Raw genomic sequence first — 21,672 nt, forward strand, 5'->3', positions numbered from 1 at the left:
GTGGCGAGCGTTTCCCTCACCGACCAGATGGGCGCTATGGCGCTCATCGACGAATTGCGGCACAGCCAGATGGAGGTCCAAAAGCACTTGGACCTTCCTGAGCGCCGGCGGGCCGTTGCTGAGCGTATTCGAGAATTTTACAAGGCCAAGGGCGTCGACGTGCAAGACGGGTTAGTAGAACAGGGGGTGAAGGACTACTTCGCCGCCCGTTTAACCTACGATGCGCCGCCAATTGGCCCTGTTACCCGACTGCTGACTCGCGTTTATATCACCCGGGGCAAATGGCTGAAGCCCATGATCTTGGTGCTGGCCTTATCTGCCGTTGCCGGCGGCGGTATCCAAGTTGCCGCCCATTGGATTGGCGAGGAGCGAGTTCAAGCCGCTCAGAATCAGGTTGATGGGATTCGCGTTCACGCGCGGTTGCTGACTGGCAAGGTCGAACAGCTGAGGAAGCGTGCTATTCAGCTTCAGCCTGAGGTTGCCGGTTCAAACTTGCCTGCAGCTGGGCGAATGCTGCTGCAAGTGGTGGTTTTGCTGGATAAAGCACAGGGTCAGATGCTGACAACTGTCACGGCCAAGGTCACGGCGGACAGTCGAATTGGAGATCTCAACCTTGCTGCGACGGCGACCAAAGCGCTTGAGGAGGGTACCTCCACCCTACAAGCCGCAGATGAGCAACTGTCCGACATCACGGAGCTCTTGTCTGCCAGCCTGAAGCTGACCGCGCTTTCAACGGGTGACCGATTTACTGCGACCAGTCGCCAACATGCGGCGCTGGCCATTGCAGCCGCACATGCTCGGTCCGCAATTGCGCAAGCGGACACAAAGGGGGTAGCCGCGGCTCGAAATGCGGTGGATCTGGTGGCCAACTTGCTGGGTCGGGCGACAGCGATTGATCCATTTGTCGATCAGCTGCAGGAAGCGCAGGTGGCTGTCCGGGACATGGGGTTGAGCAAGGTGGACGCTGACCAATTCCAGCCGTTGTTCGCCAAGGTGGATGATGCCATCAAGGGGCTCGACGTCAGTGCCGCAGAGCGGGCATTGCAAGAGGTTGAGCAGCTGAAAAAGTTTGCATCAACGGCTCTGAAGCTGAACGTCGTTAGTCGGGCGGGCGAGAAGTCCATGATAGAGCGGAACTTTGATCCGACTGGAGGCAAGACTTGGTACTTGCTGACGGAAGCGACAGATTCGGCCGGTAACGTCGTGTCGGTACCGGTAACGAGCGCCGAGACCGGAAAAAAACGCTTTGCCAAGGTCTTCGGCGTCCGCGTTAGCCAGGCAGCCTACATAGAAGCGAAGAACGACAAGCTTGCCGATGGCCGCGTTGACAACAGCCGTATGGGCGTCAAGGACGCCAATTCATTGACCCTCAAGTTTTCCGAGGGCCGCACATCCGCCAACCCTGATTACATCCTGGAGTGGTAATGAAGTCGAGCAGCATGATTGCCACCGTAGGTGATAACTCCCGGCGGTATGAGAACGATCTGCGCAATGCCCAGCGTGAACTATCCAACGCTCACGAGCATGATCTGCGCTTGCAGCACAGCATCGGTAGCGCCTTCCAGAAAATGGCCAGCTATCAACTCGCTGACGGTGCTGATGTTTCGCGCGAGGTCCAGCGATTGTTGGACCTGCGGGCGGAGAGTGAGGCTGATCTTCGTCGCTGCCTATCCGTCGCCGAGGCGGGTATCGGGCAGCACATGGATGTGGAATCTGGTCTCTGCACTGAAATCGCAGCGGCGGTCGCGGGCGTTAGCCGACAGCTTCAGGATGATCCTGCATACAAAGCCCAGGCCGCCCTTCTAGGGGAGGCCGTAGCTTTGAGCGCTCAAGCTGCGGTTACCTATGCGGAGTTGCGTGAGGAATGCAAAACCAAACTGCAGGCTTTCCAGGGTGACCGACTCTTCCTCTACCTGAAAGGTTCTGAGTACGGTACGGAGGGGTATCGTCGTGGGACGGTAATCCGGGCGATCGATCGTCGGATCGCGCGCCTGTGCAATTTCACTCAGAATCTGGCAACTGAGAAGACTCTTCTGGCCATGCAGGAGGCCAATGAAGGCGCAAACAGCTTGCGTGAGGCGAATCGTGCTGCTCAGCAGGCCGAACTGTCGCGTTTCCACGATGCGGCACTCGTAGTCGCCGGCGTGCCTCAGTTAGAGGATCGTCTGGAGCAAGTTCGCCAAGCTTTGGGGGCGGCGAAGGCCGATGCCAATGGTCTCCATCAGCAACTCGACAGCTATGCGGGTAAGGCCGACCAATTCTTCATCAAGGCTTCAGCGTTGCTCGCAGCCCAGCTTGCAGATATGAGCATGGAGTCCCTGATGCGGCAGGCGAGGAGCACAAGCACGCCGCATGACGACGAGCTGGTAGATCAAGTGCGCTCACTTCGGAGCGAACTCGACGCGCTTCAGTCCCGATTGCCGCTCATGGAAAGGGATTGTAAGCAAGCCGAGCGCAACTACGAACGAGCAAAGCACCTGGAGCGCGACTTGCGGTCCAGCCATTACACAAGTGACAACTACCGGTACTCCGACGGGATGGATCTCGATTCCATGCTGGTTGGATACATGGCTGGCTCGCTCTCTCATTCACAGGTGGTGAGTGAGGTAGACAGTAATCGCCGATCCATCCCCGTCGAGTCCACTCCTACGTTCGGAGGCTCTGGCGGGAGCGACACCGGTGGCTTCTTCAACACGTCCAGCTCCGATGGCGGGGGAGGATTCAGCACTAGCGACAGTCTTTAGTCGCGCCGAAGCCAATCGTCGTCGGGGGCAGGGAGCTTGTAGGGGTTCCCGCCCCCCGATTTTGGTTGAGCACCGCGGAAAAAATTGGGAATGCTGCAAAACGAAAACACGCCGGGAAACTGCCTTGTGGTGAGTGCTGTTTAGGCGTTGAATTAGGCGGGCCTGGGAATGGACGCGAGACAATGAATACAGCCGTAAAACTGATTGGTAAGGGGGTTGGCTCGATAGCTTTGCTGACCACCGCTTCATTATTTGCGGTGTATGCCAAGGATCATTTCCCGGGCTGGGCTTTTGCCCTATCTTTCGTACTGGTGGTATGCGCTTCGATTCCAGCGGTGCTTTTCTTCAACCTGTTTCCGAGTGCAGATGCGCCTCCAGTCAAAACCTATGTGATTGAAGACGACCCAAATAGTGACTGGAACGATCTGTTCAGCCCTTGGAAGGACAAGGACCCGTTCGATGACTGATATTGTTGCTTCCTGGCACGCTATCGTCTTTGACTCAATAGCTGACTAGGGGCCGAGCACTGGGTCTATTCTTAGAGCTAGCCCAAGAACCATGGAACCTTCAAACCAGCTGGATGGAGCACCTTCATGAGTCGAAACGAAGCGCCAGAAGCCCTTAAGGCCCGCAAGCTAGCCGAACTGCGCATTGATCTAGCCCGAGCTATAGAGGAGAAACAGTCTGACCTCCGTATTTGGAGGCAGGGCCTGATCCACGGGCGACTGTTGGAGTTGGAGTCGGCTGGGGTACTTTCCAGTGCGGACAGCGATGCATTTAGCAGGGAGGTCCAGGCGACAATGGAAGCTGCAGAGTGACTCGTTTCTCCTTCGGAGAATTGCACTCCACCTGACTACCCGTTTGCATTAACACTGACCAGTCATTTGCATTCGACCTGACCAAGCGTTTGCATCGGACTTGACCAGCACGCTGCGGGTCCTCGCCCGGCAGGAGTCGCACCATCGCAGTCGCTTGCCACCGGCAGAAATCGGTCGATTCTGTTGTAAGAAACTGCATGGAGCGGCTCTCTAGCGTCAGGCTTGTCACCTCGAATGCGCGTTTAGTAGGACGCGTTGCAATTCCTCGCTGATCTTGTCCTGGTACGCCCTGTTGGAGCGCTGCGCCGCTGCTCCCTCGAGCTTCTCCATGAGTACCTGTGGCGATGTGACCCCCACGAGAGTAGTCGTGAAGGAGCGGGAACCCTTAGTGGAGACGACATCTGAGTCAGGCGCGAGTAATCTAATCAGGCTGATTTCTCCAGATGGTGAAATGCCGATGGACACGTGTACAACCTCACCACCTTTCACGGTTGTCATCTCCCAGGCGATTCTGTTCTGGACGCGCAGTAACGTGCGGTAGTCTAGCGCGAAGTTCACAGCGTCCACAGCTGCACCGAAACCGCCGACAAATCGCTCCCAGCGAGTATCCACCTTGGGCATGAATTTCGAGTTATTGGCGACTTCGCCCATTGCATTGAGGATGGCGGCGGTATCAAGTTGAGGTGCTGGGAAGGGAAAATCGCCTCCGAACAAGGCAAAAAAATCGCCTCCCTTGCCCGTGTAGGAGGCAATGCGTCGTTGCTTCAGGTCCTGTTCGAACCCAGAGGTTAGGATCGACTGGATTTCACTGAGGCTCTCCATCGAGAAGTCCTGCGCCGCCCCTTCACAACTGCGAGCGCACTCATCCATCTTATAAGCTGCGCCTTCTCCCTGGTCTTTGAGTGCGCTTGAATCCTTGAAGAGAATTTCCCGAGCGGCTAGGAACCTGTCCAATTCTTCCTTGCTCCGGTTGTTCCGGTCTTCGTCACTGCCAGGCAAATCGTAAGTCTTTTCGACTGAGCCATAAACGTGGCAATTAACGCCGGGTTCCTTGTGAACGACATCACAGACGACCTTACTTGCTTCCCTTCCCGCGGCGTCAATGGGGTCGACAATTACTTCAAACACCAAATGGCGTACGTCACGACCCGCCTTTTCCAGTACTCGACCGATTTTGTTGCCCCAACGGTACTCCTTCACGGTAGTGGTAGTGGCAGGGAGCGTGCACAGAAATTGCCCGTCGCTGAGCAAGGACACTGCGCCAGAAATGCCGGCAGGCGACTTGCAGCCATAGGGCGGCGCCGGCAGGGCATCGAAGAAGCCGGCACCTTTCACGTCGTAGGTAAACACCCATCCCTGCACAGTCGTGCTCTGGCACGAACTAGGCTGACGGCTGAAAGTCAAATCCGCGGACTGGACTGCACCAATCACATCTCCACGGACAGCCTCCATAAGCTGGTCGATGTCGCGGTACGCCTCGACCGGAGGGTAGGTGCAGTCGTAGTGGGTACCACTCGCATCGGTCATGCGTACTGCCTGGCCGAGCCCTGACTTGGTGAAGTCTGGGTGTTGGCGCTGATTGAAAACTGACCCACCCTGCCGATTGAAAATTGACCCAGGACGGATTGCTGATTTCTGTCCCAGCAATTGTGGATAAGCTTAGCAGCAGTGGGCCGATTCAAGACGCATCAACCCCCACCGCATGTAGGCATGCAGCAGGGTATTTATGGTGCGGATCAAAATGGCTCATCGTCCTCGACATCATCTCCGTCCTTGCGCTTTCGTTCCCGTGACTTGATCTTTGTCTGGGCGGCCAAGGTGCTGTGTTGTAGGCGGTAGGACTCGTTGCCCGTTTCGACGATGTGGCAGTGATGTGTCAGCCGATCCAACAACGCGGTGGTCATCTTGGCGTCGCCAAACACACTCGACCATTCCGAGAAGCTGAGGTTGGTGGTGATGACCACGCTGGTGTGTTCGTACAGTTTGGACAGCAGGTGAAATAACAGGGCACCGCCGCTTTGGCTAAAGGGCAAATATCCCAGCTCATCCAGTATCACCAGGTCTGTGCGAAGCAGTCCCTGGGCGATTCGCCCTGCCTTGCCATCGTACTTCTCACGCTCCAGCAGATTCACCAGATCCACCGTGGAAAAGAAGCGCACGCGTTTGTTGTGGGCCGTGATTCCGGATACAGCCAAGGCACTGGCCAGGTGTGTTTTCCCGGTTCCAGGGCCGCCAATGAACACGACATTCTGCGCCGTTTCAGTGAACGCTAAGCTGGATAGATCGCTGACCAGCCGGGCATCAGCGCTGGAAGCGCTGAAGTCAAAGCCAGCTAAGTCACGGTGCATGGGGAGTTTTGCCATGTTCATCTGATGATTCACCGAGCGCACCGCGCGATCCGCATGTTCCTGCTGAAGCAGATGTTCCAGCAGCCATTTCGATGAAGCCGTCGACGCTGTTCCTTGAGAGACCAGTTCTTCCCAAGCACTGGCCATGCCGTGCAGGCGAAGTTCTTTGAGTTCAGTCATTAGGTCACGCATTGCGATTCTCCTCATCGGTCGCACGGAGCCGGTCGTAGCGTGCTGTATTGGCAACAGGCGCGACCTTGAGTTGCAGGCTGGTTTCTACACTGGGAGGTAGTGCGGTGGAGGTCAGGCGGGCAAGGACATTGAGGATGTGATCGGCGCTCAGACTTCCCGATTCAAGTACCAGCTCCACCGCCACCAGCACAGGTTCGAGCCCCGCAATTGGCACAGCAGCCAGTACCTGCATCATGATTCGATCACCGTTGGTGTGACGCCTCAGTCCTCGTTTGAGAAGCCGTAACGGTTTTGGCAGATCAGCAAATGGCGCACCGTTGCGCAATGCACCAGGCTTGCGTTCGATGAGTGGGATGTAGTGCTGCCAGTCAAAACTGACCTGATCTCGATCAAAGAGGCGCTCGTGACTGGCGATCACCGTTTCGTCAGCAATGACCACGATCCGCGAAGGGTACAAACGGCTACTGACCCACTGGCCGACGCGCTCACATGGCACTGAATAGCGATTTCGCGCCACGCTGATCAGGCAGGTGCTGGAGACCCGCACGGTACGCTCGACGTAGCCATCAAATGCCGTCGGCATTGGCATCATTTCGACCTGCTCCAGCTCTAAGACCTCGGCCACCGTCAGCCCGTTGTACTGCGGATGCACCAGTTCGCTCCAGAGCGACCGACAACGTTGGCCGAGCCAGACATTCAGTTCCTCGAAGGTGTGAAACATACAGTTTTGAGCATCGAGCCAGATTCGCCTCCGGCTGTCCTGAACGTTCTTTTCGACGATGCCTTTTTCCCAGCCAGAGGCCACGTTGCAGAAGTCCGGATCGAACAGATAGTGCGCGCACATCACGGAAAACCGGGCGTTGACCGTGCGCCCTTTGCCTTTGTTGACCTTGTCGACAGCCGTTTTCATGTTGTCGTAGATGCCGCGACGCGGCACACCACCCAACGCTCCAAACGAACGGGTGTGGGCATCAAACAGCATCTCGTGGCCTTGGCTGGGGTACGCAACTAACCAGAATGCGCGGCTGGCACACAGCTTCATGTGGGAGACCTGGATACGTCGAAAAAGACCACCGATCAGCAGACCTTCTTCGCTCCAGTCAAATTGAAAGGCCTCACCGAGCGCAAACGTCAGCGGTACAAAAGCGCGTAAAGACTTGCCTTGCTCGCCTCGCCAAGAGCGCACAAACGCCGTGAGCTGGCTGTAACCGCCGTCATAACCCTCGGCTTTGATCTGCTCAAAAAGTGCTTTGGCGCTCCTGCGGTTGTGTTTTGGCCGGAACGAATCGGCCTTGAGCGCCTGCTCCAGGGTCTCGTGAAAAGGGCTGAGCTTATTGAAGGTTGCGCACCGTTGGTACGCTGGCTGAATGGCTTCGGGCGCTCTGACCCATTTTCGGATGGTGTTTCTCGACAGCCCGGTACGCTTGGCTATCTGATGCAGCGAGAGCTTGTCGCGGAAGTACATCCGCCGGATTTTTCCCAACATTTCCATGCTGATCACCCTGTGTTCTCCTGCTCGAAAAGTGAGCAGAAGCAGTTGAACACCTGGGTCAGTTTTCAGTCGGCAGAAGAGCCTCTACTGGGTCAGTTTTCGGTCAGCGGCAACAGCCGCGGCGGCAATGGCGATTTGGACTGAACGTGTCGGACAGGATCGTCCCTGGGATCACAAGCCGATAATCCAGCAGAAGTTCGGTGGAGTTCGCCATAAACAAGGTGGCTATGATTATTTCTACGACATCTGGTCCAACATCCATTATGGGTACGTCGGGCGGGCAGCGGGGCTTTCCGAAAGCGTTCTTTCTGACGGCGCAGGGGCTGAGCAGATCGTCTCGGATGGAATAAGAAAACTGTTTGACTGGGATGAGCGCAGAGGTCCTCAGGCGACCGATGGTGTCGCCGGCTTGAAGGCATATGACGATGCTCCAGACCGAATTTCAATCGGAATAGGAATCGAGCTATTCACTGAGCATCCTGACGGTGGAATCACCGCCGAAATGATCATGGAGAAAGTGCTCGCAGTTAAGCCAGAGGATTGGGGGGATGGCGTTCGTGTTCACGTTTGCAAGTAAGTTCCGAAAATGGCCTTTCCTGGTTGCGCTCCTGCTTTCTCCACTCATTTTTTGGTACGTCGTAACGCCGCGCGTAGCGGTGTATTACTCCAAGGATGGGAAGGGGGAGCTTCGCTATATCTGGAACACTCAACACAGGATAGATAAAGGCGGGATGCTTCCAGGCGAGGCGACAGCGGATCTTGGCCACATCTTCCCGAATGATCAGTTCTTCATGGAGTTTAACTGGGGGAGTAGGGGAGGTCGGGACCACTGCATCAGCATTGTGCCCAAGTGGCCAAAAACAAAAATCTATCTCGACTCAAATGGGAACATCGATTCAGGCATTGGTAGCGGTACCGATATCGATCACTTGAAGCGTTGCACTATCGATGATGCCAAGCCCTAACACCGCTTTGGGTGAATGCAGTGTTTCTGTCATGCGAGAAGTGGCGTAGCTGGACGTAAGCCGAGGGTTGCGGTTTTCGGCACGTGCCATGAGTCATCCCCCACAAAAACTCTGAACCGCATAGGGGCCCACTTGCTGCAGGAATTTTCCCACATCCCAACATCGGAAACGCGCCGATCCAGGCCTTGAAGGGTGAAAAGCGCCTATCCAGGGAACAGATTGACGCCCATGTTTCGTCGCAAGTGACCATGATTGCTTCTTCACTCAATGGAGCTACTTATGGCCAGACGGCGCAAAACCTCAACTCTTGATGACCTGCTCAATATTGCTATGAAAATCCCGCTCTGGGCGAATTTGATGATTGCTGGTGGCTCGTTTGCCTTCTTACGGTATTACGGTGGTACGGAATTGCCGATCCTGGCAGTAACACCTGGCAGTGAGCTTGGCCCTGCGATCGCGCAACAAATCCTTCGGCTGTTCGCCTTTATCGGGCAGTACGTCATCCCGCCTGTGTTTCTGCTGGGTGGAATCCTTGGGTGGGGGCAGCGAAAACTGAGGGCTCGAAAATTCAGCCGCATTGGGACTGCGCAGGAGCCAGGCGTTGCTATCCGCAACCTCACCTGGGAGCAATTCGAGAACATGGTCGGCGAAGCCTTTCGAAAACAGGGGTTCACTGTTCAGGAGACGGATAAGGGGCCGGACGGTGGTATCGACCTGGTGCTGCGTAAGGGCAGGGAGGTGTTCCTTGTCCAATGCAAACAGTGGCGAGCCTCGAAAGTGGGAGTACAGGTCGTCCGCGAGCTTTATGGCGTGATGTCAGCGCGTGGCGCGACGGGAGGGTTTGTGGTCACCTCTGGGGCATATACCAGCGATGCCTGGAGGTTTGCGAAGGGGACCAATCTGCAGCTGGTCGACGGGAAACGGCTTGTTCAGTGGTTCAAGAAGCCTGACCTGGGCAGGAACACCCTTCCTGCAGAAGATTCTTTTGGAGAGGCCGATCGCGCGATCGTCAGTCACGTGTCGCCTACAGCTGGTGAGGAGCTGAAGGAGTGCCCACCTTCGTCGCACGCCGACAACTCACCCAGTTGCCCCCGGTGCGGTGGTGGCATGACGGCTAGGTACCCTCGCTCCACCAATGGTGGAATAGCAAACAGTGTGTTTCTGGGGTGTCTCAATTTTCCATCGTGTCGAGGTACCCGACCGCTCGAACCTGAGTCCGTGTAACAGAACACAATTACGGTGTAATGCAGGGCCGGCCAGAAGGTCGTGGCTACATTGGTAAAGCGTTCATTGGACTGTCCCCTACCAGCTGTTTTGGGCAATGAACGCTTTCCGATGCAGCTTCGCGGTGTATGTGCCTATCGAATTTTTATGGTTTTTCCTCGTCATGAAGGCTGTACCAAAGCACCGCTTGCGCACCAAAACCAGTAACCCCGCACAGAGCACCAAGGGTGATAAGTGACCCTGCAGCTTGCCATAAGCCCAACAGGGCTAACCCTCCACCGACAACGCCAATCAACATCGGTGCCCGGCGTAACCACCGCGTTTGATGTTTGACCTGGGCGACCATTTGACGCTTCAACTCCCTCAAGTCCTCATCACTCATTCCTGTCCGGCTCCTGAGTCTGCGGCTGTGTCGTCGTCGAGGAACGTTCACTTAAGCCCGTAGTTGCGCTTCAATTCGACGATGCGAGCTGTACGCTGCGGTGGGCCCGGGCGTTGTCCCGATCGGCTTGAAGCGCGCCGTAGGCGACGGCAGCAGTGTACTGCTCATCCTGCTTCACCAAGTCCATCAGTTCTTGGAGCTGAGCTTGCATTTGTTCGTAGATAGCCATGCGTTTTCTCTAAGTGCTTCGAGATGGCCAACGGCCAAGCATCCAAAACCCCCCGGCCCCGATGGCGAAGCCCAAAGCATCCCACCCGGTGAAAGTGTCAGTTCCTAAAGTGACGCGGGCGATGATGCAAAGGATGACGCCAACAAACGGAATAATTTTCCTGTTCATATGTTTCTCTTATAAAGCAGGTTGGGCAACGTCAGCAGTGGTGATTTTCCCTCATTTTCCTCATCTTTGCGCATGGATGACAACCTGGGCACCTTTGCCGGTGACGAATGGACTATTCGCACCTTGCGTTGAGAGATTCGTAGCCACGCACGATTGTTTGCTTACCAACCAACCATAGGGGGTTTCGTTTGTGCGCTGCATCGTCAGCACGCACTTTTGATTCAAGATCACAGCGTTGACGGTTGCTGTGTCACCGTCAATAACCGGCTCATCCACCACGGTGAACATCTGCAACAGGAAATTAGGTGCCAATTCTTTCGCCGCCGCCGCTGTACCTGGCTCGGGGCCGGTTTCGGTGGGGACTGGCTTGCTGCAACCGGCGAGCATTGCGAGCATCAAGGGCAGTAGAAGCAAAGGGCGTTTCATCGGACATTCATCCTGGTTGATCCATGACGCGAAAAGCGCGCCTCTCTTACGGCCTCGGCCCAGCGCGAAGGCTGGGCTTTGGTATTGCGGGGTCTTTACCTATAGCTCGTTCTAAGACTTGAACCACTGAGGTCGGCAGTACCGAATCCACTCGCTAGATGTATGGCCCAAGCCTGTTCCCAAGGATCCAATAATCAACAGAGCCAGCCACCAGTAGCCGGCTTCAAATAGAACGGTCATGGTCATTACGATAAGCGCGAGGCAAGTCGCGCCCAATACAGCAATCAAAGTCCACAACGCTTTGTTACTGAGGGCCTGGGCCTTGTCCTGACTGATGACGTGAATGAGTGCCATGCGGGATTTTCCTTACCTGAACGCTTGCCAGAATTCGTCCATAATCATCATCGTTCGCCCTGGGATTTTTCCTTTGAAAAACCGGCCTCGTGGCAGTCGATCCCCACGATTGAGTTTCTGACGCCACTCTTCGAATGCGGCAGTCTTCTTGCGATAGGCTTCATGACGCTGATAGTCAGGTAGCGTCTGGGTGACTGTAATAACTCGGCACCCAAACTTCCTGGCAGTAGAAGCGATCTGCGGCTGAATACTCATGTTCACTTCCTAAACCTTGACGATTTCCAGCTGGTACTCGGTCATCCAGTCACAACCTGCACCGCCGTCGTCGGTCACGACGCCGTTATCGAGCTGGTTACGAAATTGCTGCTCGAACTCGTCCAGTGATTCGCACTGCATGGCCTCTAGATCTTCGTCTGAGACGTCTACTCTGATTTTCATCGGTTACCCCTTTGCTGGCCGGTTCTCGGCCTGCATGCGCTTCAGGCAGCGCTTGCAGGTCACATGATCCGGGTAATTTGTAAGATGCTCCGCTTCAAAGTCAGCTTGGGTGCCACACGCAATTTCTGAATCTCCTTCGGGATCCGCTTCGGTGGCAGCACAGGTAATCACTTCGAAATGTATGCGTCGCTTCATGCTGCTCTTCCTGATTATTCGCTCAGTAAGGCCTGCCCGGCAAAGGAGAGGGTCACCGGGGACCGCAATACACCACCGTTGTCCATTGCGGCGGAGCACGCGTTCAACAATTGCTGCGCCAAATTCATGGCCTCTCGCGGATCAGTAATCTCGACCTGCAGGTAGTCGGGGTAATGAGTCTTGCCCTTGATGACCTGCTGACCTTCACCTTGGATGAAGAGAATCTGACAGTCTTCCCCCGCCGCATTCAAAACCGCGGCCAGCAGCTCGGGTGTGAGCTCTGGAATTGCATCACAGATCTGGGTGGTAATCTCTTCGGTTGCCTTCATGGCTGCATCGACTCTCTGTGGGGTTTTTGATGTTGAGTTGGGTAGTAAATCCGCGGCGCTTCTACAGCCAAAACCCGCAAGCGCGGGGATTAAGTGGCAGTCGCTTGCTAATCTTCCAAGCCAGTGACGCCATCCCCTTTCCAGAGGCGGGCAGCAACACGGCGAATGCGGGCCAAGTCAGCTTCTTTGGTGGGCGGGCTGTACAGATTGTCCACGAACTCGTCTTGGGCAATCTCACGGCAGAAGTCCGGTCGGGAGTAGCCAGACTTGAGCAGGTTGGAGTACTTCTCTTCTCCGAGCAGCCGTTGAGCTGCTTCGTCGAACTGGGCCTTGGTGGTCACGTGAATTTCCTTTTCAATTCAGGTGTTGGATTTCAACAGTTTTCAGTTCATCACGCCATGCCAACTGCTTTATCAAGCGCTGCATTAAACAGTTCCGAAACATCTGTTCCGTCATCGAGGGTTTCGACGAACTGGCCTTTTTCGACCTTCAAGAACACCGTGATGCCGGTGACGTTGCAGGTTACCGACTCGGGCATTTTTTCGTCATCGTAGGCAGCGCAATGCGCGGCGGAAATCGCTTTGATAAAGTCGCCGTTCGCGAACGCGTGATGGATAGTGAACCCGCCCGCCGGCTCAACAGGACTGACCTTGTTTTCGACCAAGTCGTAGATTTCTTCAGAAGTGAAAGAAACGCGATACACCAACCCCTTCTCGATCAAAGCGCTGAGGCAGTTGCGAACCTTCAGGCCGTCATTCGATTTTGTGACGTTGAGAGCGGTCACGGCAGGGACGATGCCTGTAATCCAGTTGCCCTTGCCAGCGGTAATTGCTTCCAAGATTGCTTTTTTGATCAGTTGGTTGCGCTGGGCCGTGTTCATCTTTGTCACCTCATAAAGTCAGTTCAATGAGGTTATGATGAGGGCGTCAAACTGCAACATCGCCGCGCACTGAAACCATCTAGCAGTCCAACTCGAACTCCACAGGACTGTTTTCCATGCCGCTCAGGCAAGGCATAAAAACGAAAGTCTCACTTAAAGTGCATCACATTGCGGCCAGTGATCCTCCTTTGTCGCGATCAAGATGTCCTCCGGTCCATCCGTACGATGAGTCCTGGCTGGGCGTCTATGCTAACTCGATGGAGACTAATCCATGAGCGCATCGGAATGCATGATATGAACATCGAGCAATCCATTCTCATCCTGGCGGTTTCATTGTCGGTGCCACTGGCTGCTGCAGATGATTGCACGGCCATACTCGAGCAAGGGATTCGAAACACCTACCAACTATCGAGCGGGAGCGACTTCCAATCGAATATGAAGTCGTCATTTTGTGACAAGTCGCTAAACCGGCTCCAGGACAAGTCGAGTGGTGGGTTTAGCTTGGGCGTCACGATAGAGGGGTTTCCTTTATCCATGGGGGCACAAAACTCCGAACAGAGCGCTAATGACCTCAAAAAAGAGCTTTGCAGCGATGGTTCATCGTCCATGAACGATAAGAAGTATGAGCGACTGCTACAGACCTTCGCTGACAAAAACGTGGTCGATGCCTGGTCGCTATGTAAAAAAACCGATGGTGGTTTGATCCTTGAGGGGGATGCTCATGATGAATCGCTGACCCTAAGGCTGCGGTTTCGCAACGTTGGATCTGTGCATGAGACAACCCTCACTGCCCCGACACAGGTTATTGGCGCAAGTTGCCCCTCGATGCAATGGAACACGGGGACGAAGATCACGGGGAGTGAGCAAATGATTTACTGTCAGAGATTTGCCGATCAGGCAGTGACTGTTCTGGTCAATTCAGACTTCAACGGGGCGCGTTTTTATTTGCCCAAGCCTGCAAAGTTTGAAGTAGTGAAATCTTCACCGGTCCACGAAACAGCAACTGAAGGGTTTAGAAATTGCTACTTGATAGCCACGAATCCGACATTGGCTGCTTGCCCTGCAGATCAGAGCTTATCTGAGGGGGCCAGCTGTTCATGTGGCCCGCCGGCATTTCCAGTGCCTCAAATGGGAACGGTGAAAATCTCAAAGCCAAGCCTCCCAGGCGAAGGTGCGCTACCGTTACCGGGAGGCTCCATGGGTATACCTGGAGCGGGAGGAGTACTCCCAGCGCCAAAATGAGGGATTGCCTTAATTTCCCAAGGTTTGAGAAGGTCGATATCAAGTCATTATCCATCCCCGCAAATAATCATTCCTCAGTTTGTCACTCACTCCCATACCCCCGCCGTATGGGGGGGTTAAACGGCCCGCAAAAGACGACGCTAGCGGCTTTGATCGATTAATAGGAAAAGGAATGGGTATGAGCGCAAGCGAGCCAACAACCGATCAACTGGCACCTTTGGGCCTACCATCCGCGATCCGCCTCCAGGCCAGTAAGTTGCTGCGCGCGATCAGCAGCGCCGCAACCCTTGAAGATGCTCTCCGCGCCGCGGATCGCGCTGAGGGCTTTGCCCTGGGCATTGAAACCGTGCGTGCGCTGAATCCGGGCGATGTTGAAGAGTTGTATCTGGTGTTTGACCGTGCTTACCAAGCCCGTCACTCGGAACTGGATGCATACACGCCCTGCTGTTAGCTTGTATCAATGCGCTGGCGTTCGGTGATGTCAGGAGCAGCGTCCAAGGCCGCAGGCCGCACAGCTTGAATCGCAGCGAGAGTCGCGTCGAGCGCACTTGCCGCGGTTAGGTGGTTAAGGCAACATTTGAGCCTCTCACGAACCTAGAATGTCTGGGTCCGTAGTGAGCTGGCCACCAGCACTCAACGCGCAACTCTGCGCACACCAACCCTAGCGGGGCTTTGTCCCTGTCGGGGCAAGCTCCGTCCAAATGGAGCTTCGAAATGTCAAATTCCAATATGAACTACCAAGAGATGAAACAGGCGATCCTGCGGGGCCTGGTGCATTCCGGCTGGATGGCCGTGGATGAGATCAGCATGAATCACACCTCTGCAGTGGCGAAAAAGTCGTTTCAAACCGCGGTGGGCGAGCGAACCGCTATTGCATACTTTACGGATGCTCCCGAAGAGTGTTGCAAGCTCAGCGGCGAGTACACCAGTGAGGGCAATAACGTCCTCAGCACAACAGGGTTCTTTGTCTGGTACCACCAACATCCTCGGAGCGAGGTGACGACAGAAGATCTTTTCGCCGGCGCCGTCGAGTTCTCGAAAAAAGCTGAGGTACGGATCTCCGATACCATGCCGATGCGATTGATGCGTCAGCGTTCTGCTGAATAGATCCCAAGGGCCAATCGGGTCCTGCGTCATAAACCCAAAAACTAAATGAGTGACGGCCCAATGCGGGCTGTCGCTCAGGCATCTTGGAGTTGGATCATGAACCTTACGCAGATGATGTTCGCGCTTGGTGACTTTTTGGCGAGCTGCGAGCTAAAGCTGCTCGCCGCTCAGAAGGAACATGCTGTCTCAGAATTGTGCCGTGATCTCTGCGGCGCAATTAATGTTTGTGCGTACATAGGCTTTATTGCCCGTGACAAGGGGGCAAAGGGTCTGGCAAATGCCATATGCCCCCTGCATGACAGAGGTATCGCCGATGATCATCTTGTTCCTGGTCTGGAGGCCGCGGGCTTGATTGATCTCAGGATGGAGCTGCAGAAGCGGATCCAGCAGATCCGCCTTCGCCTGATAGTTGATGAAATGGCTGGGGCGCCTGATGTGGTTTCCAACACACTTGGGTATCTGCGTACATCCAATCCCGGGCTCTTCGAGGACAATTCCTCAACGCCTAAGCTTGATTCCTTGGTAGAGGAGCGGTCGGTACTGATCGGTCGTGCCATGAAAATGGGAACGATCGAGATGAAGGTGAAATTCTTGCTGGGCCTGGGCGTAAACCCAGATCAAATTTACGGCTTGGTTTCTCAACCGAACTGAAGCCAATTCCCATAAAACCCATGCGGGCCTAGGCCCCGCCGGGGTCATGGCTCGCTCAATTGGAGAGAACCATGACGATTACTGCAATCAGCCGGGTTACCGTTGCCCTTGGCTTCGATATCGCTACCAAACTTCCTGTCATCCGTCACTGGATCGACAGGGAGGAGGTAGTCGATACAGACGGCGCTCACCTGTTCGTAATGGTGGGCAAGAAGCGGGGAGCGATATCTATCCGCTACAAACTTCACCCTCTTGAAAAGGAGGATGAACGCGCATTACAGGGTGGGCCATACAGCGATTTCAACCGGGCCTTCGGCAAAAAGGATGCATTGCTGTTCTCACCGGATCAGTCAAAGCAGCTGTTGCAGGTCTCGTTCGCGCACTGCCGAATCGGCTATGAGCAAGAAGTACTGGAAAAAATGCTCTGCGAATTGCGTCAAGTCCTGCTTGCTGGAGCCGCATTCCGACTCAGCTGCATCGACGAAATCGATGCAATTCCCACCAGCTGCAAAATCTAAGACATCGGCGGGGTTCCCCGCCGAGAGTCTTTTTTGGCAAGCCTGCTTTTCCAAAGAAGATTCTTCTGAGCGCCGTTTGGCTAGGTTGTGGCCGCTCAGGTCAACCCGAAAGGGCGGGGTGAACTAGATCTTGCATGCCCCTTAGGGGCGATTAGCAAGCACGCAGATCAGTTCAGTCACTAGCACCACCCACAAGTACCAATGCTGCCAAGGTTGCGACCATCCGTGCATTTATCATCAGTATTTCTTTAACTTCCGAAGAATGGCTCAACTTTATCCAGCAAAGCAGTACCTATACCGTCTAGTTCGACCACGGGGGCGTCATCACCAAGGATGTAAGCGGGGCTTACGATGGTCGTAATTTGTCGACCCTCCAGTTCACTTTTGAGGTAGTGAACCCTTGAACCTGGTGCGGTGCCATGATTGAAACTAGCCACTCGGCGTTGTGCGATTTCCCTAGAGGATATATGGGGGTGCATCATTTGGGAGTTCAAGGCGATTGGGGGGGCATTACTTACGACAGTCATATCGGTGAACCATCCCATATGGCCCGCATAGGCATTATTGTTTCTCGCCAGCATGGTCATGTAGTTATCTATGTTCCACTCGAGCCAATCGAACTTAGACCCGTTTTCCTTCCGATCCTTCTCTGACACGAAGACACTTTTGTCCGAGTGATCAAGCCGTCCGATGCGCATTTGCGCACCAGGATGAGCAATAGAGTGATAAAGCAGGAAGGCTGATAGAACCTTGAACTCCACTCTTGGCCAGGCTTTGCCTGACGAGTGAATCACGACCTCTACAATTTCATCCGAGTCGTTGCAGATCAGCCAGTCTTGTACGCTCATCTCTTCTCCTTGTTATTAACCGTAATTGCGAACGGCCAAACCCAACTCAGGGGTACTGAGGAAGGGAGGGATTTTTCCTTGTTATCCGTTTAGGTCATTCAACGTTGGAACTGTCCTGATGCTGAATTTCAGCACAGGCGTTTTGTAGCGTGTGAATATCGCGTTGATCATTGATCCAGCATTGAAGTGCCTTCAGCATCCACGTCATCATGGACATCTGCTTTAAACCTGCCTCTATTGCTATCGCATCCCGAATGCCGTCTGGAAAACGGACCGTGGTCGAATGGTCCCCGCGCATTGCGGAAAGGTCGATATGACGAACCCCAACCAGAATCAAGCTGGCCCGGCCTTCACCAAGATGGTTCACGTAAAGCTGACGTTCGAATGCAGTCCTTTGGCTTCCGTCTAATGCCTCAGCTACCGCCATGATTATTTCTGAGTTGATGCTCCGGCTGTGGCTTCTCGCGATTTCATCCAGGGCGTCAATGATGGTCGAGTGGGTGGTTAGGACAAATTTATCCGCTTTACGTGAGTCTTGCACCCGCCGGCAAGACCGTGGCGGATGGGTTGCTGTATGGGCCGTGGTAGCCATGGATAGAGCGGTCATTGGGGGCGTCCCTGCGGTAAGGTTCGTCGAAGGTCATGCGGGCGGACGGCGGCGCAGACCACGTCTTTCAAGTTGCGTGATGGGGCAATAGTAGCGAGAAGGTGCCGTCAATGACGTGCAGTCTGCCCCCTTTGAAAGGGCCGAAAGGGTAACCTTGCCTATCCCGGGCACTGGAGGAGCCACGAATGTCCACTTACTCAATTGCAGATCATGCCCACCGATTCGCCGTATGGGCCGCTGGGCGTGCCTATTCGCGTAGTGGGGGTGACGGAGGAGGGTACTCCGTTAAGTACGCGCAGACGATGCTTGAGGCAGCCGGTATGCGGGACATCAACACGCCAACGGATCTCCCAAGTGCGGAGGGAATTGACGCGTTCATACATGAGCGAATCGAAGCCGTACGTGCGGCGCGACCGGCGACCTATGTGCATCACAAAACCGGAGAGCACTTGAAGTTCCGGTGCACTTATGGCCGAGCGCAGAAGCTTGTGAACGTCTACCTGAAGTCCAAACTGGTCTGCGGTGGCTACCATGATGACGAACGCGTTGAGCGTCTGCATCCCCCAGTTGACAGTGTACTGCTCAAGGGGTTGAGCGCGTTCAGCGAAAGCGTTGCTGGCCAGGTTCAGTACGCGGAGTTTCAGAAAGATCTTCTCGATGCCCAAGCTTTGGGGAGTTCCTGGGTAGTCTTCACGCAAACCACCTATGAGGCTTACATAAAGGCGTTCAAATCTTTGCAGAAGGATAAACCCTTGTGGGCGATTGAAGAGCACTGGGTGCTCTAAGGGCTCGAGCGGCGTTTTCTGTCGATTACCGAGGGAGAGGCATCCTGGTATCTGGCTGGTGACTGTCACAGTCCCGTCTGGGCCGTTGCCGGGGGCAAATACCGGCCTTTCCCAGTATGGCCCTGAAGGAGAATTAAGGGGCAAGTAGTCACGCTTTGCCTGTCTCCCGCTCACATGTGGATATCAGGGTCTGAGAGCGATTGGTCAAAACACTCATAGGTAGTTCGGCATGCAAACCTTGCTTGATAAGCGACTTCAGCGCCTCAACCGCATTAAGCTGGTGTTGCTCGTAATTGAACTGGTACTCCTTGTTGTTTCAGGGATGTATGTGTCTCAACAAGAAGGATCACCAACGGTCATGTGGGCGGTGAATTTTGGCCTGCTCATGATAGCTGCGGGCGCGCACTATGCTGTTTCGTCACGGATTGACAAACTCAAGTTCCAGGCGAGTGGGCACAGATTTTAAGGTAGGCCTGCAACCGCGATGAGCATCTGTTCGCGGAAGGGAAAACGCTTCCCACTGGGAAGACTGGCACGTTGAATTCTTGGAGGGGGAGGACCTTACAACGGGACCTCACAACCCTCCAGAAGGCTGGCTGCTTCAGGCAGCGATGGCTTCTCGCTGTCGAGCCTTCCATGGATCATTCGCACGAGCCAGTCTTGCCATTTGCAATGGGCTAACAGAGTTCCCGACCAGATGGCTTTGCTGAGTCTTATTCAACTCCCGGCCGTCGTGCCCTCGATCGATGATATAGCTCTCGGGAAATCCCTGGGCTCGATACAGCTCACGTGGTTTGAGCATGCGCAAGCAGATGTCGATCATCAGGTACTTGATGCCATTAACATCAACGGTTACCAGCGCCAGCTTATCTGCAATGGTTGGCTGAAGTGGGAGGTTTGAAGCCTTTCCATGCTCCACCATAAAATCCGCGACTCGCAGAGCGCCGGCCATTTGTTCGGCGGTAATTTGCAGACCGAGGTCAGAAGCAAGTTGCATCAGTGATGCGGTTGCCAGCTGCTGTTGACTGCCCGCGCTGGTGATGGTGCTAAATGGCGCCAAGGCGCTATGCGCGGGGGTCGTATTCTTGCCGCCGTTGGCCTGGACAATGATGGGCGCCACGAGCGAGAAATGACCACCTTTGACCTGTGCACAAATGGTTCGCAATGGACTGTCGGCCGGCATATTTCGCTGGTGGGTGGCATTGGCGTGCTCGGAGATAAATGGCGTCAACATCGGCGAGCCCAACATCAGTTCACCACGGTTGGCGCCGGTAACGGTCCGCATTGGTTCGTCAATGCTGTGAAGGCGCACGGCACCCTGGTGAGTGACCGGGACAATAAAGGGTCGTCCGTTCAGGACAAACTTCTCGATGCCAGTGGCGATCCGAACATTCGTGGTTTTAACCAATGGCCGGCTTCGCGCCCAGATGCTCGGACCAAGATCGGTCCAGTCGATACACTCAGCAGCGGTGCGGTACGGCAGTTGGCCCTTTTTCGGCTCGGCCGCGTGTGACGCCTCCGGCCATACAATTGGATGCCCGTCACATCGGGCCATCAGGAATAGGCGTTCGCGAGTGGTCGGCGCACCATCGTCGCAGGCGCGCGAAATGCGCCATTCGACTTGGTATCCCAAGCGTCGCAGGCTTGCGACGAAATGATCCCAAGTGCGATTCACCGGGCTGCCGTGACGTTGGTACTTACGACGCTGCTTACGACGGTGAAGCGCATTGCCGGTGAGCTTGCCTTTATCCGGTACCAGAAATTGTTCGTGACGTGGGACGTGCTCGCCTAGATCGGCAACGGTGCCATCCAGTTTGATGACTCGACCGGTTTTAGCGCAGCGCTTTGCAACCAGTGGGCTCCAAAGCTGCATCTGGCGAACATTTTCCATACTGATCGTAATCGGTCGGACCTTGCCGGCCCATTTGATGATTACCCAACCGAGGTCGCGGATTTCCTTCTTGCGCGACTGACCACCGGCCGCCTGGGAGTGGTGAGTACAATCAGGACTCCCATGCAGGAATCCCACCCTGCGGCCGCGGCAAGCCTTCACTGGATCGACGCCCCACACATCAGTTTGGTAGTGCTCTGCATGTGGGTGATTCGCCGCATGCATGGAAATGGCGGTCGGATTGTGGTTTACGCAAATGTTCACTGGCCTGTTCAAACCCATTTCCAAGCCGGTCGAAGCGCCACCACCGCCAGCGAATAGGTCGACAATGATCCAATTGTCAGAGTCGTCGAGTGCCAGTCCGTACTGAGTTGAAAAATCGATGGTTGGGAATTTTTTGGGGAAAGAACTCATGCTGTAAACACCGCTGCCAGGTCAGAGGAGGGCGCGACGCCCGTTTCTGATCCAGATCCTCCATGCGTTCCCAAAACTGCAACTTCATAGCTTTTCTGCGCGTAGCGCCGATTGGCCCATTCACCAGGAGCAAATCAGAAGTTTCGTTTTCTTCGTCGGGTGCGAGAATACCCGCATGATCTTTATGAGGAGTGATCTGTGGGCAGCATCAGGTTTTTGGGATTTCTCGTTTGGGTTTGGGTCGTGGCGTTTTGGGCATTCCCGCGAGTCTATTCAGCTGCGATGGTGATCGAGGATGGAACCCTCATTGGCATGCCGCCGGAGGTTTGCCAAGCACTCAATCTTCCAGTGGAGAATGCGCGCTGCAAATTCCGAGGAGCGTTACAAGGCACTCTGCGCCTCACTTGGGAAGTTGTAAGTGAAAC

At 54.9% G+C, this 21,672-nt stretch carries 28 protein-coding genes and 1 pseudogene; 13 read left to right on the forward strand and 16 right to left on the reverse strand.

What is annotated here, in order from left to right; all coding sequences use genetic code 11:
* The 3 genes from AC1Q6D_RS24345 to AC1Q6D_RS24355 all read left to right on the forward strand — a co-directional run bounded on the left by AC1Q6D_RS24345 (position 1) and on the right by AC1Q6D_RS24355 (position 3,211).
* On the forward strand, positions 1–1,425 hold the full coding sequence (locus AC1Q6D_RS24345) for a DUF6384 family protein (RefSeq protein WP_178083120.1): 1,425 nt from the start codon (positions 1–3) through the stop codon (positions 1,423–1,425).
* Complete coding sequence (locus tag AC1Q6D_RS24350) at positions 1,425–2,744, forward strand: hypothetical protein (RefSeq protein WP_103403790.1); 1,320 nt, start codon at positions 1,425–1,427, stop codon at positions 2,742–2,744. Before AC1Q6D_RS24345 ends, AC1Q6D_RS24350 begins: the two co-directional genes overlap by 1 nt.
* Positions 2,745–2,926: 182 nt before the next feature.
* Positions 2,927–3,211 carry a hypothetical protein gene (locus tag AC1Q6D_RS24355; RefSeq protein ID WP_103403789.1) on the forward strand — a complete coding sequence of 95 codons (285 nt, stop codon included), beginning with the start codon at positions 2,927–2,929 and terminating at the stop codon, positions 3,209–3,211.
* 576 nt (positions 3,212–3,787) lie between these two features.
* Here the strand turns inward: AC1Q6D_RS24355 and AC1Q6D_RS24360 are convergent.
* The 3 genes from AC1Q6D_RS24360 to istA all read right to left on the reverse strand — a co-directional run bounded on the left by AC1Q6D_RS24360 (position 3,788) and on the right by istA (position 7,594).
* On the reverse strand, positions 3,788–5,089 hold the full coding sequence (locus tag AC1Q6D_RS24360; protein ID WP_103403787.1) for a hypothetical protein: 1,302 nt from the start codon (positions 5,087–5,089) through the stop codon (positions 3,788–3,790).
* A gap of 209 nt (positions 5,090–5,298) precedes the next feature.
* A complete protein-coding gene (gene istB, locus AC1Q6D_RS24365) occupies positions 5,299–6,102 on the reverse strand; it encodes an IS21-like element ISPsy20 family helper ATPase IstB (protein ID WP_029241171.1) in 804 nt (267 codons plus the stop codon).
* Complete coding sequence (istA, locus tag AC1Q6D_RS24370; RefSeq protein WP_102619021.1) at positions 6,095–7,594, reverse strand: IS21 family transposase; 1,500 nt, start codon at positions 7,592–7,594, stop codon at positions 6,095–6,097. The genes istB and istA overlap by 8 nt, the downstream gene beginning before the upstream one ends.
* Before the next feature lie 106 nt (positions 7,595–7,700).
* Here istA and AC1Q6D_RS24375 point away from each other — a divergent pair.
* The 3 genes and pseudogenes from AC1Q6D_RS24375 to AC1Q6D_RS24385 all read left to right on the forward strand — a co-directional run.
* Positions 7,701–8,171, forward strand: a pseudogene (locus tag AC1Q6D_RS24375) (polymorphic toxin type 44 domain-containing protein); the annotation flags it as partial.
* Positions 8,143–8,559 (forward strand): hypothetical protein, encoded by a 417-nt coding sequence (locus AC1Q6D_RS24380; RefSeq protein ID WP_050683012.1) that lies wholly within the window; start codon positions 8,143–8,145, stop codon positions 8,557–8,559. The pseudogene AC1Q6D_RS24375 and the gene AC1Q6D_RS24380, both read left to right, overlap by 29 nt.
* 279 nt (positions 8,560–8,838) lie before the next feature.
* A complete protein-coding gene (locus AC1Q6D_RS24385) occupies positions 8,839–9,783 on the forward strand; it encodes a restriction endonuclease (protein ID WP_103403785.1) in 945 nt (314 codons plus the stop codon).
* Positions 9,784–9,928: 145 nt separating this feature from the next.
* Here the strand turns inward: AC1Q6D_RS24385 and AC1Q6D_RS24390 are convergent, their stop codons facing one another.
* The 10 genes from AC1Q6D_RS24390 to AC1Q6D_RS24435 form a co-directional block, all read right to left on the reverse strand.
* The gene (locus AC1Q6D_RS24390) at positions 9,929–10,165 is read right to left on the reverse strand and encodes a hypothetical protein (protein ID WP_050683010.1); all 237 of its coding nucleotides are present in this window, start codon (positions 10,163–10,165) and stop codon (positions 9,929–9,931) included.
* A gap of 70 nt (positions 10,166–10,235) precedes the next feature.
* Positions 10,236–10,394: a hypothetical protein gene (locus AC1Q6D_RS24395; RefSeq protein WP_158249381.1), complete on the reverse strand. Its 159-nt coding sequence runs from the start codon at positions 10,392–10,394 to the stop codon at positions 10,236–10,238.
* A gap of 228 nt (positions 10,395–10,622) precedes the next feature.
* Positions 10,623–10,988 (reverse strand): hypothetical protein, encoded by a 366-nt coding sequence (locus AC1Q6D_RS24400; RefSeq protein ID WP_103403784.1) that lies wholly within the window; start codon positions 10,986–10,988, stop codon positions 10,623–10,625.
* 111 nt (positions 10,989–11,099) lie between these two features.
* Positions 11,100–11,342, reverse strand: a complete 243-nt coding sequence (locus AC1Q6D_RS24405; protein ID WP_103403783.1) for a hypothetical protein — start codon at positions 11,340–11,342, stop codon at positions 11,100–11,102.
* A gap of 12 nt (positions 11,343–11,354) precedes the next feature.
* The gene (locus AC1Q6D_RS24410) at positions 11,355–11,597 is read right to left on the reverse strand and encodes a hypothetical protein (RefSeq protein WP_103403782.1); all 243 of its coding nucleotides are present in this window, start codon (positions 11,595–11,597) and stop codon (positions 11,355–11,357) included.
* 9 nt (positions 11,598–11,606) lie between these two features.
* The gene (locus AC1Q6D_RS24415) at positions 11,607–11,780 is read right to left on the reverse strand and encodes a hypothetical protein (protein WP_158249380.1); all 174 of its coding nucleotides are present in this window, start codon (positions 11,778–11,780) and stop codon (positions 11,607–11,609) included.
* A gap of 3 nt (positions 11,781–11,783) precedes the next feature.
* Positions 11,784–11,975 (reverse strand): hypothetical protein, encoded by a 192-nt coding sequence (locus AC1Q6D_RS24420; RefSeq protein ID WP_103403781.1) that lies wholly within the window; start codon positions 11,973–11,975, stop codon positions 11,784–11,786.
* 14 nt (positions 11,976–11,989) lie between these two features.
* Positions 11,990–12,304: a hypothetical protein gene (locus AC1Q6D_RS24425; RefSeq protein WP_050683005.1), complete on the reverse strand. Its 315-nt coding sequence runs from the start codon at positions 12,302–12,304 to the stop codon at positions 11,990–11,992.
* Positions 12,305–12,411: 107 nt separating this feature from the next.
* The gene (locus tag AC1Q6D_RS24430; protein WP_050683004.1) at positions 12,412–12,645 is read right to left on the reverse strand and encodes a hypothetical protein; all 234 of its coding nucleotides are present in this window, start codon (positions 12,643–12,645) and stop codon (positions 12,412–12,414) included.
* A gap of 50 nt (positions 12,646–12,695) precedes the next feature.
* Positions 12,696–13,184: a hypothetical protein gene (locus AC1Q6D_RS24435; protein WP_050683002.1), complete on the reverse strand. Its 489-nt coding sequence runs from the start codon at positions 13,182–13,184 to the stop codon at positions 12,696–12,698.
* Positions 13,185–13,478: 294 nt separating this feature from the next.
* On the opposite strand from AC1Q6D_RS24435, the gene AC1Q6D_RS24440 reads away from it, so the two are divergent.
* From AC1Q6D_RS24440 to AC1Q6D_RS24460, 5 genes are all read left to right on the forward strand, one after another.
* Entirely contained in the window at positions 13,479–14,426 is a 948-nt protein-coding gene (locus AC1Q6D_RS24440; RefSeq protein ID WP_146041474.1) for a hypothetical protein, read from the forward strand.
* Between the two features lie 178 nt (positions 14,427–14,604).
* A complete protein-coding gene (locus AC1Q6D_RS24445; protein WP_256590181.1) occupies positions 14,605–14,877 on the forward strand; it encodes a hypothetical protein in 273 nt (90 codons plus the stop codon).
* Positions 14,878–15,140: 263 nt separating this feature from the next.
* Positions 15,141–15,533, forward strand: a complete 393-nt coding sequence (locus AC1Q6D_RS24450; protein WP_103403778.1) for a hypothetical protein — start codon at positions 15,141–15,143, stop codon at positions 15,531–15,533.
* Positions 15,534–15,629: 96 nt separating this feature from the next.
* The gene (locus AC1Q6D_RS24455) at positions 15,630–16,184 is read left to right on the forward strand and encodes a hypothetical protein (RefSeq protein WP_146041473.1); all 555 of its coding nucleotides are present in this window, start codon (positions 15,630–15,632) and stop codon (positions 16,182–16,184) included.
* A 71-nt stretch (positions 16,185–16,255) separates the two neighbouring features.
* Entirely contained in the window at positions 16,256–16,702 is a 447-nt protein-coding gene (locus AC1Q6D_RS24460) for a hypothetical protein (RefSeq protein ID WP_103403776.1), read from the forward strand.
* 248 nt (positions 16,703–16,950) lie between these two features.
* Here AC1Q6D_RS24460 and AC1Q6D_RS24465 read toward each other — a convergent pair whose 3' ends face one another.
* Together AC1Q6D_RS24465 and AC1Q6D_RS24470 are read right to left on the reverse strand one after the other, a co-directional pair.
* Positions 16,951–17,550 (reverse strand): hypothetical protein, encoded by a 600-nt coding sequence (locus AC1Q6D_RS24465; protein WP_103403775.1) that lies wholly within the window; start codon positions 17,548–17,550, stop codon positions 16,951–16,953.
* A 94-nt stretch (positions 17,551–17,644) separates the two neighbouring features.
* Entirely contained in the window at positions 17,645–18,157 is a 513-nt protein-coding gene (locus AC1Q6D_RS24470) for an Arc family DNA-binding protein (protein ID WP_050683327.1), read from the reverse strand.
* A 185-nt stretch (positions 18,158–18,342) separates the two neighbouring features.
* Between AC1Q6D_RS24470 and AC1Q6D_RS24475 the strand changes: the two genes are divergently transcribed.
* Both AC1Q6D_RS24475 and AC1Q6D_RS24480 read left to right on the forward strand, forming a co-directional pair.
* Positions 18,343–18,942 (forward strand): hypothetical protein, encoded by a 600-nt coding sequence (locus AC1Q6D_RS24475; protein WP_103403774.1) that lies wholly within the window; start codon positions 18,343–18,345, stop codon positions 18,940–18,942.
* A 229-nt stretch (positions 18,943–19,171) separates the two neighbouring features.
* Positions 19,172–19,408, forward strand: coding sequence for a hypothetical protein (locus AC1Q6D_RS24480; RefSeq protein ID WP_050683325.1), 237 nt, complete (start codon positions 19,172–19,174; stop codon positions 19,406–19,408).
* A 135-nt stretch (positions 19,409–19,543) separates the two neighbouring features.
* Here AC1Q6D_RS24480 and AC1Q6D_RS24485 read toward each other — a convergent pair whose 3' ends face one another.
* On the reverse strand, positions 19,544–21,247 hold the full coding sequence (locus tag AC1Q6D_RS24485) for a DNA cytosine methyltransferase (protein WP_103403773.1): 1,704 nt from the start codon (positions 21,245–21,247) through the stop codon (positions 19,544–19,546).
* Positions 21,248–21,672 lie beyond the last annotated feature (425 nt).

It is taken from the genome of Pseudomonas sp. MT92, from assembly GCF_058792515.1.

Coding starts and splice junctions, on each gene's coding strand:
- AC1Q6D_RS24350 (WP_103403790.1), top strand. CDS start 1,425: ATGAAGTCGAGCAGCATGATTGCCACCGTAGGTGATAACTCCCGGCGG.
- AC1Q6D_RS24355 (WP_103403789.1), top strand. CDS start 2,927: ATGAATACAGCCGTAAAACTGATTGGTAAGGGGGTTGGCTCGATAGCT.
- AC1Q6D_RS24360 (WP_103403787.1), bottom strand. CDS start 5,089: ATGACCGATGCGAGTGGTACCCACTACGACTGCACCTACCCTCCGGTC.
- istB (WP_029241171.1), bottom strand. CDS start 6,102: ATGCGTGACCTAATGACTGAACTCAAAGAACTTCGCCTGCACGGCATG.
- istA (WP_102619021.1), bottom strand. CDS start 7,594: ATGGAAATGTTGGGAAAAATCCGGCGGATGTACTTCCGCGACAAGCTC.
- AC1Q6D_RS24380 (WP_050683012.1), top strand. CDS start 8,143: ATGGCGTTCGTGTTCACGTTTGCAAGTAAGTTCCGAAAATGGCCTTTC.
- AC1Q6D_RS24385 (WP_103403785.1), top strand. CDS start 8,839: ATGGCCAGACGGCGCAAAACCTCAACTCTTGATGACCTGCTCAATATT.
- AC1Q6D_RS24390 (WP_050683010.1), bottom strand. CDS start 10,165: ATGAGTGATGAGGACTTGAGGGAGTTGAAGCGTCAAATGGTCGCCCAG.
- AC1Q6D_RS24395 (WP_158249381.1), bottom strand. CDS start 10,394: ATGGCTATCTACGAACAAATGCAAGCTCAGCTCCAAGAACTGATGGAC.
- AC1Q6D_RS24400 (WP_103403784.1), bottom strand. CDS start 10,988: ATGAAACGCCCTTTGCTTCTACTGCCCTTGATGCTCGCAATGCTCGCC.
- AC1Q6D_RS24405 (WP_103403783.1), bottom strand. CDS start 11,342: ATGGCACTCATTCACGTCATCAGTCAGGACAAGGCCCAGGCCCTCAGT.
- AC1Q6D_RS24410 (WP_103403782.1), bottom strand. CDS start 11,597: ATGAGTATTCAGCCGCAGATCGCTTCTACTGCCAGGAAGTTTGGGTGC.
- AC1Q6D_RS24415 (WP_158249380.1), bottom strand. CDS start 11,780: ATGAAAATCAGAGTAGACGTCTCAGACGAAGATCTAGAGGCCATGCAG.
- AC1Q6D_RS24420 (WP_103403781.1), bottom strand. CDS start 11,975: ATGAAGCGACGCATACATTTCGAAGTGATTACCTGTGCTGCCACCGAA.
- AC1Q6D_RS24425 (WP_050683005.1), bottom strand. CDS start 12,304: ATGAAGGCAACCGAAGAGATTACCACCCAGATCTGTGATGCAATTCCA.
- AC1Q6D_RS24435 (WP_050683002.1), bottom strand. CDS start 13,184: ATGAACACGGCCCAGCGCAACCAACTGATCAAAAAAGCAATCTTGGAA.
- AC1Q6D_RS24440 (WP_146041474.1), top strand. CDS start 13,479: ATGAACATCGAGCAATCCATTCTCATCCTGGCGGTTTCATTGTCGGTG.
- AC1Q6D_RS24445 (WP_256590181.1), top strand. CDS start 14,605: ATGAGCGCAAGCGAGCCAACAACCGATCAACTGGCACCTTTGGGCCTA.
- AC1Q6D_RS24450 (WP_103403778.1), top strand. CDS start 15,141: ATGTCAAATTCCAATATGAACTACCAAGAGATGAAACAGGCGATCCTG.
- AC1Q6D_RS24455 (WP_146041473.1), top strand. CDS start 15,630: ATGAACCTTACGCAGATGATGTTCGCGCTTGGTGACTTTTTGGCGAGC.
- AC1Q6D_RS24460 (WP_103403776.1), top strand. CDS start 16,256: ATGACGATTACTGCAATCAGCCGGGTTACCGTTGCCCTTGGCTTCGAT.
- AC1Q6D_RS24465 (WP_103403775.1), bottom strand. CDS start 17,550: ATGAGCGTACAAGACTGGCTGATCTGCAACGACTCGGATGAAATTGTA.
- AC1Q6D_RS24470 (WP_050683327.1), bottom strand. CDS start 18,157: ATGACCGCTCTATCCATGGCTACCACGGCCCATACAGCAACCCATCCG.
- AC1Q6D_RS24475 (WP_103403774.1), top strand. CDS start 18,343: ATGTCCACTTACTCAATTGCAGATCATGCCCACCGATTCGCCGTATGG.
- AC1Q6D_RS24480 (WP_050683325.1), top strand. CDS start 19,172: ATGCAAACCTTGCTTGATAAGCGACTTCAGCGCCTCAACCGCATTAAG.
- AC1Q6D_RS24485 (WP_103403773.1), bottom strand. CDS start 21,247: ATGAGTTCTTTCCCCAAAAAATTCCCAACCATCGATTTTTCAACTCAG.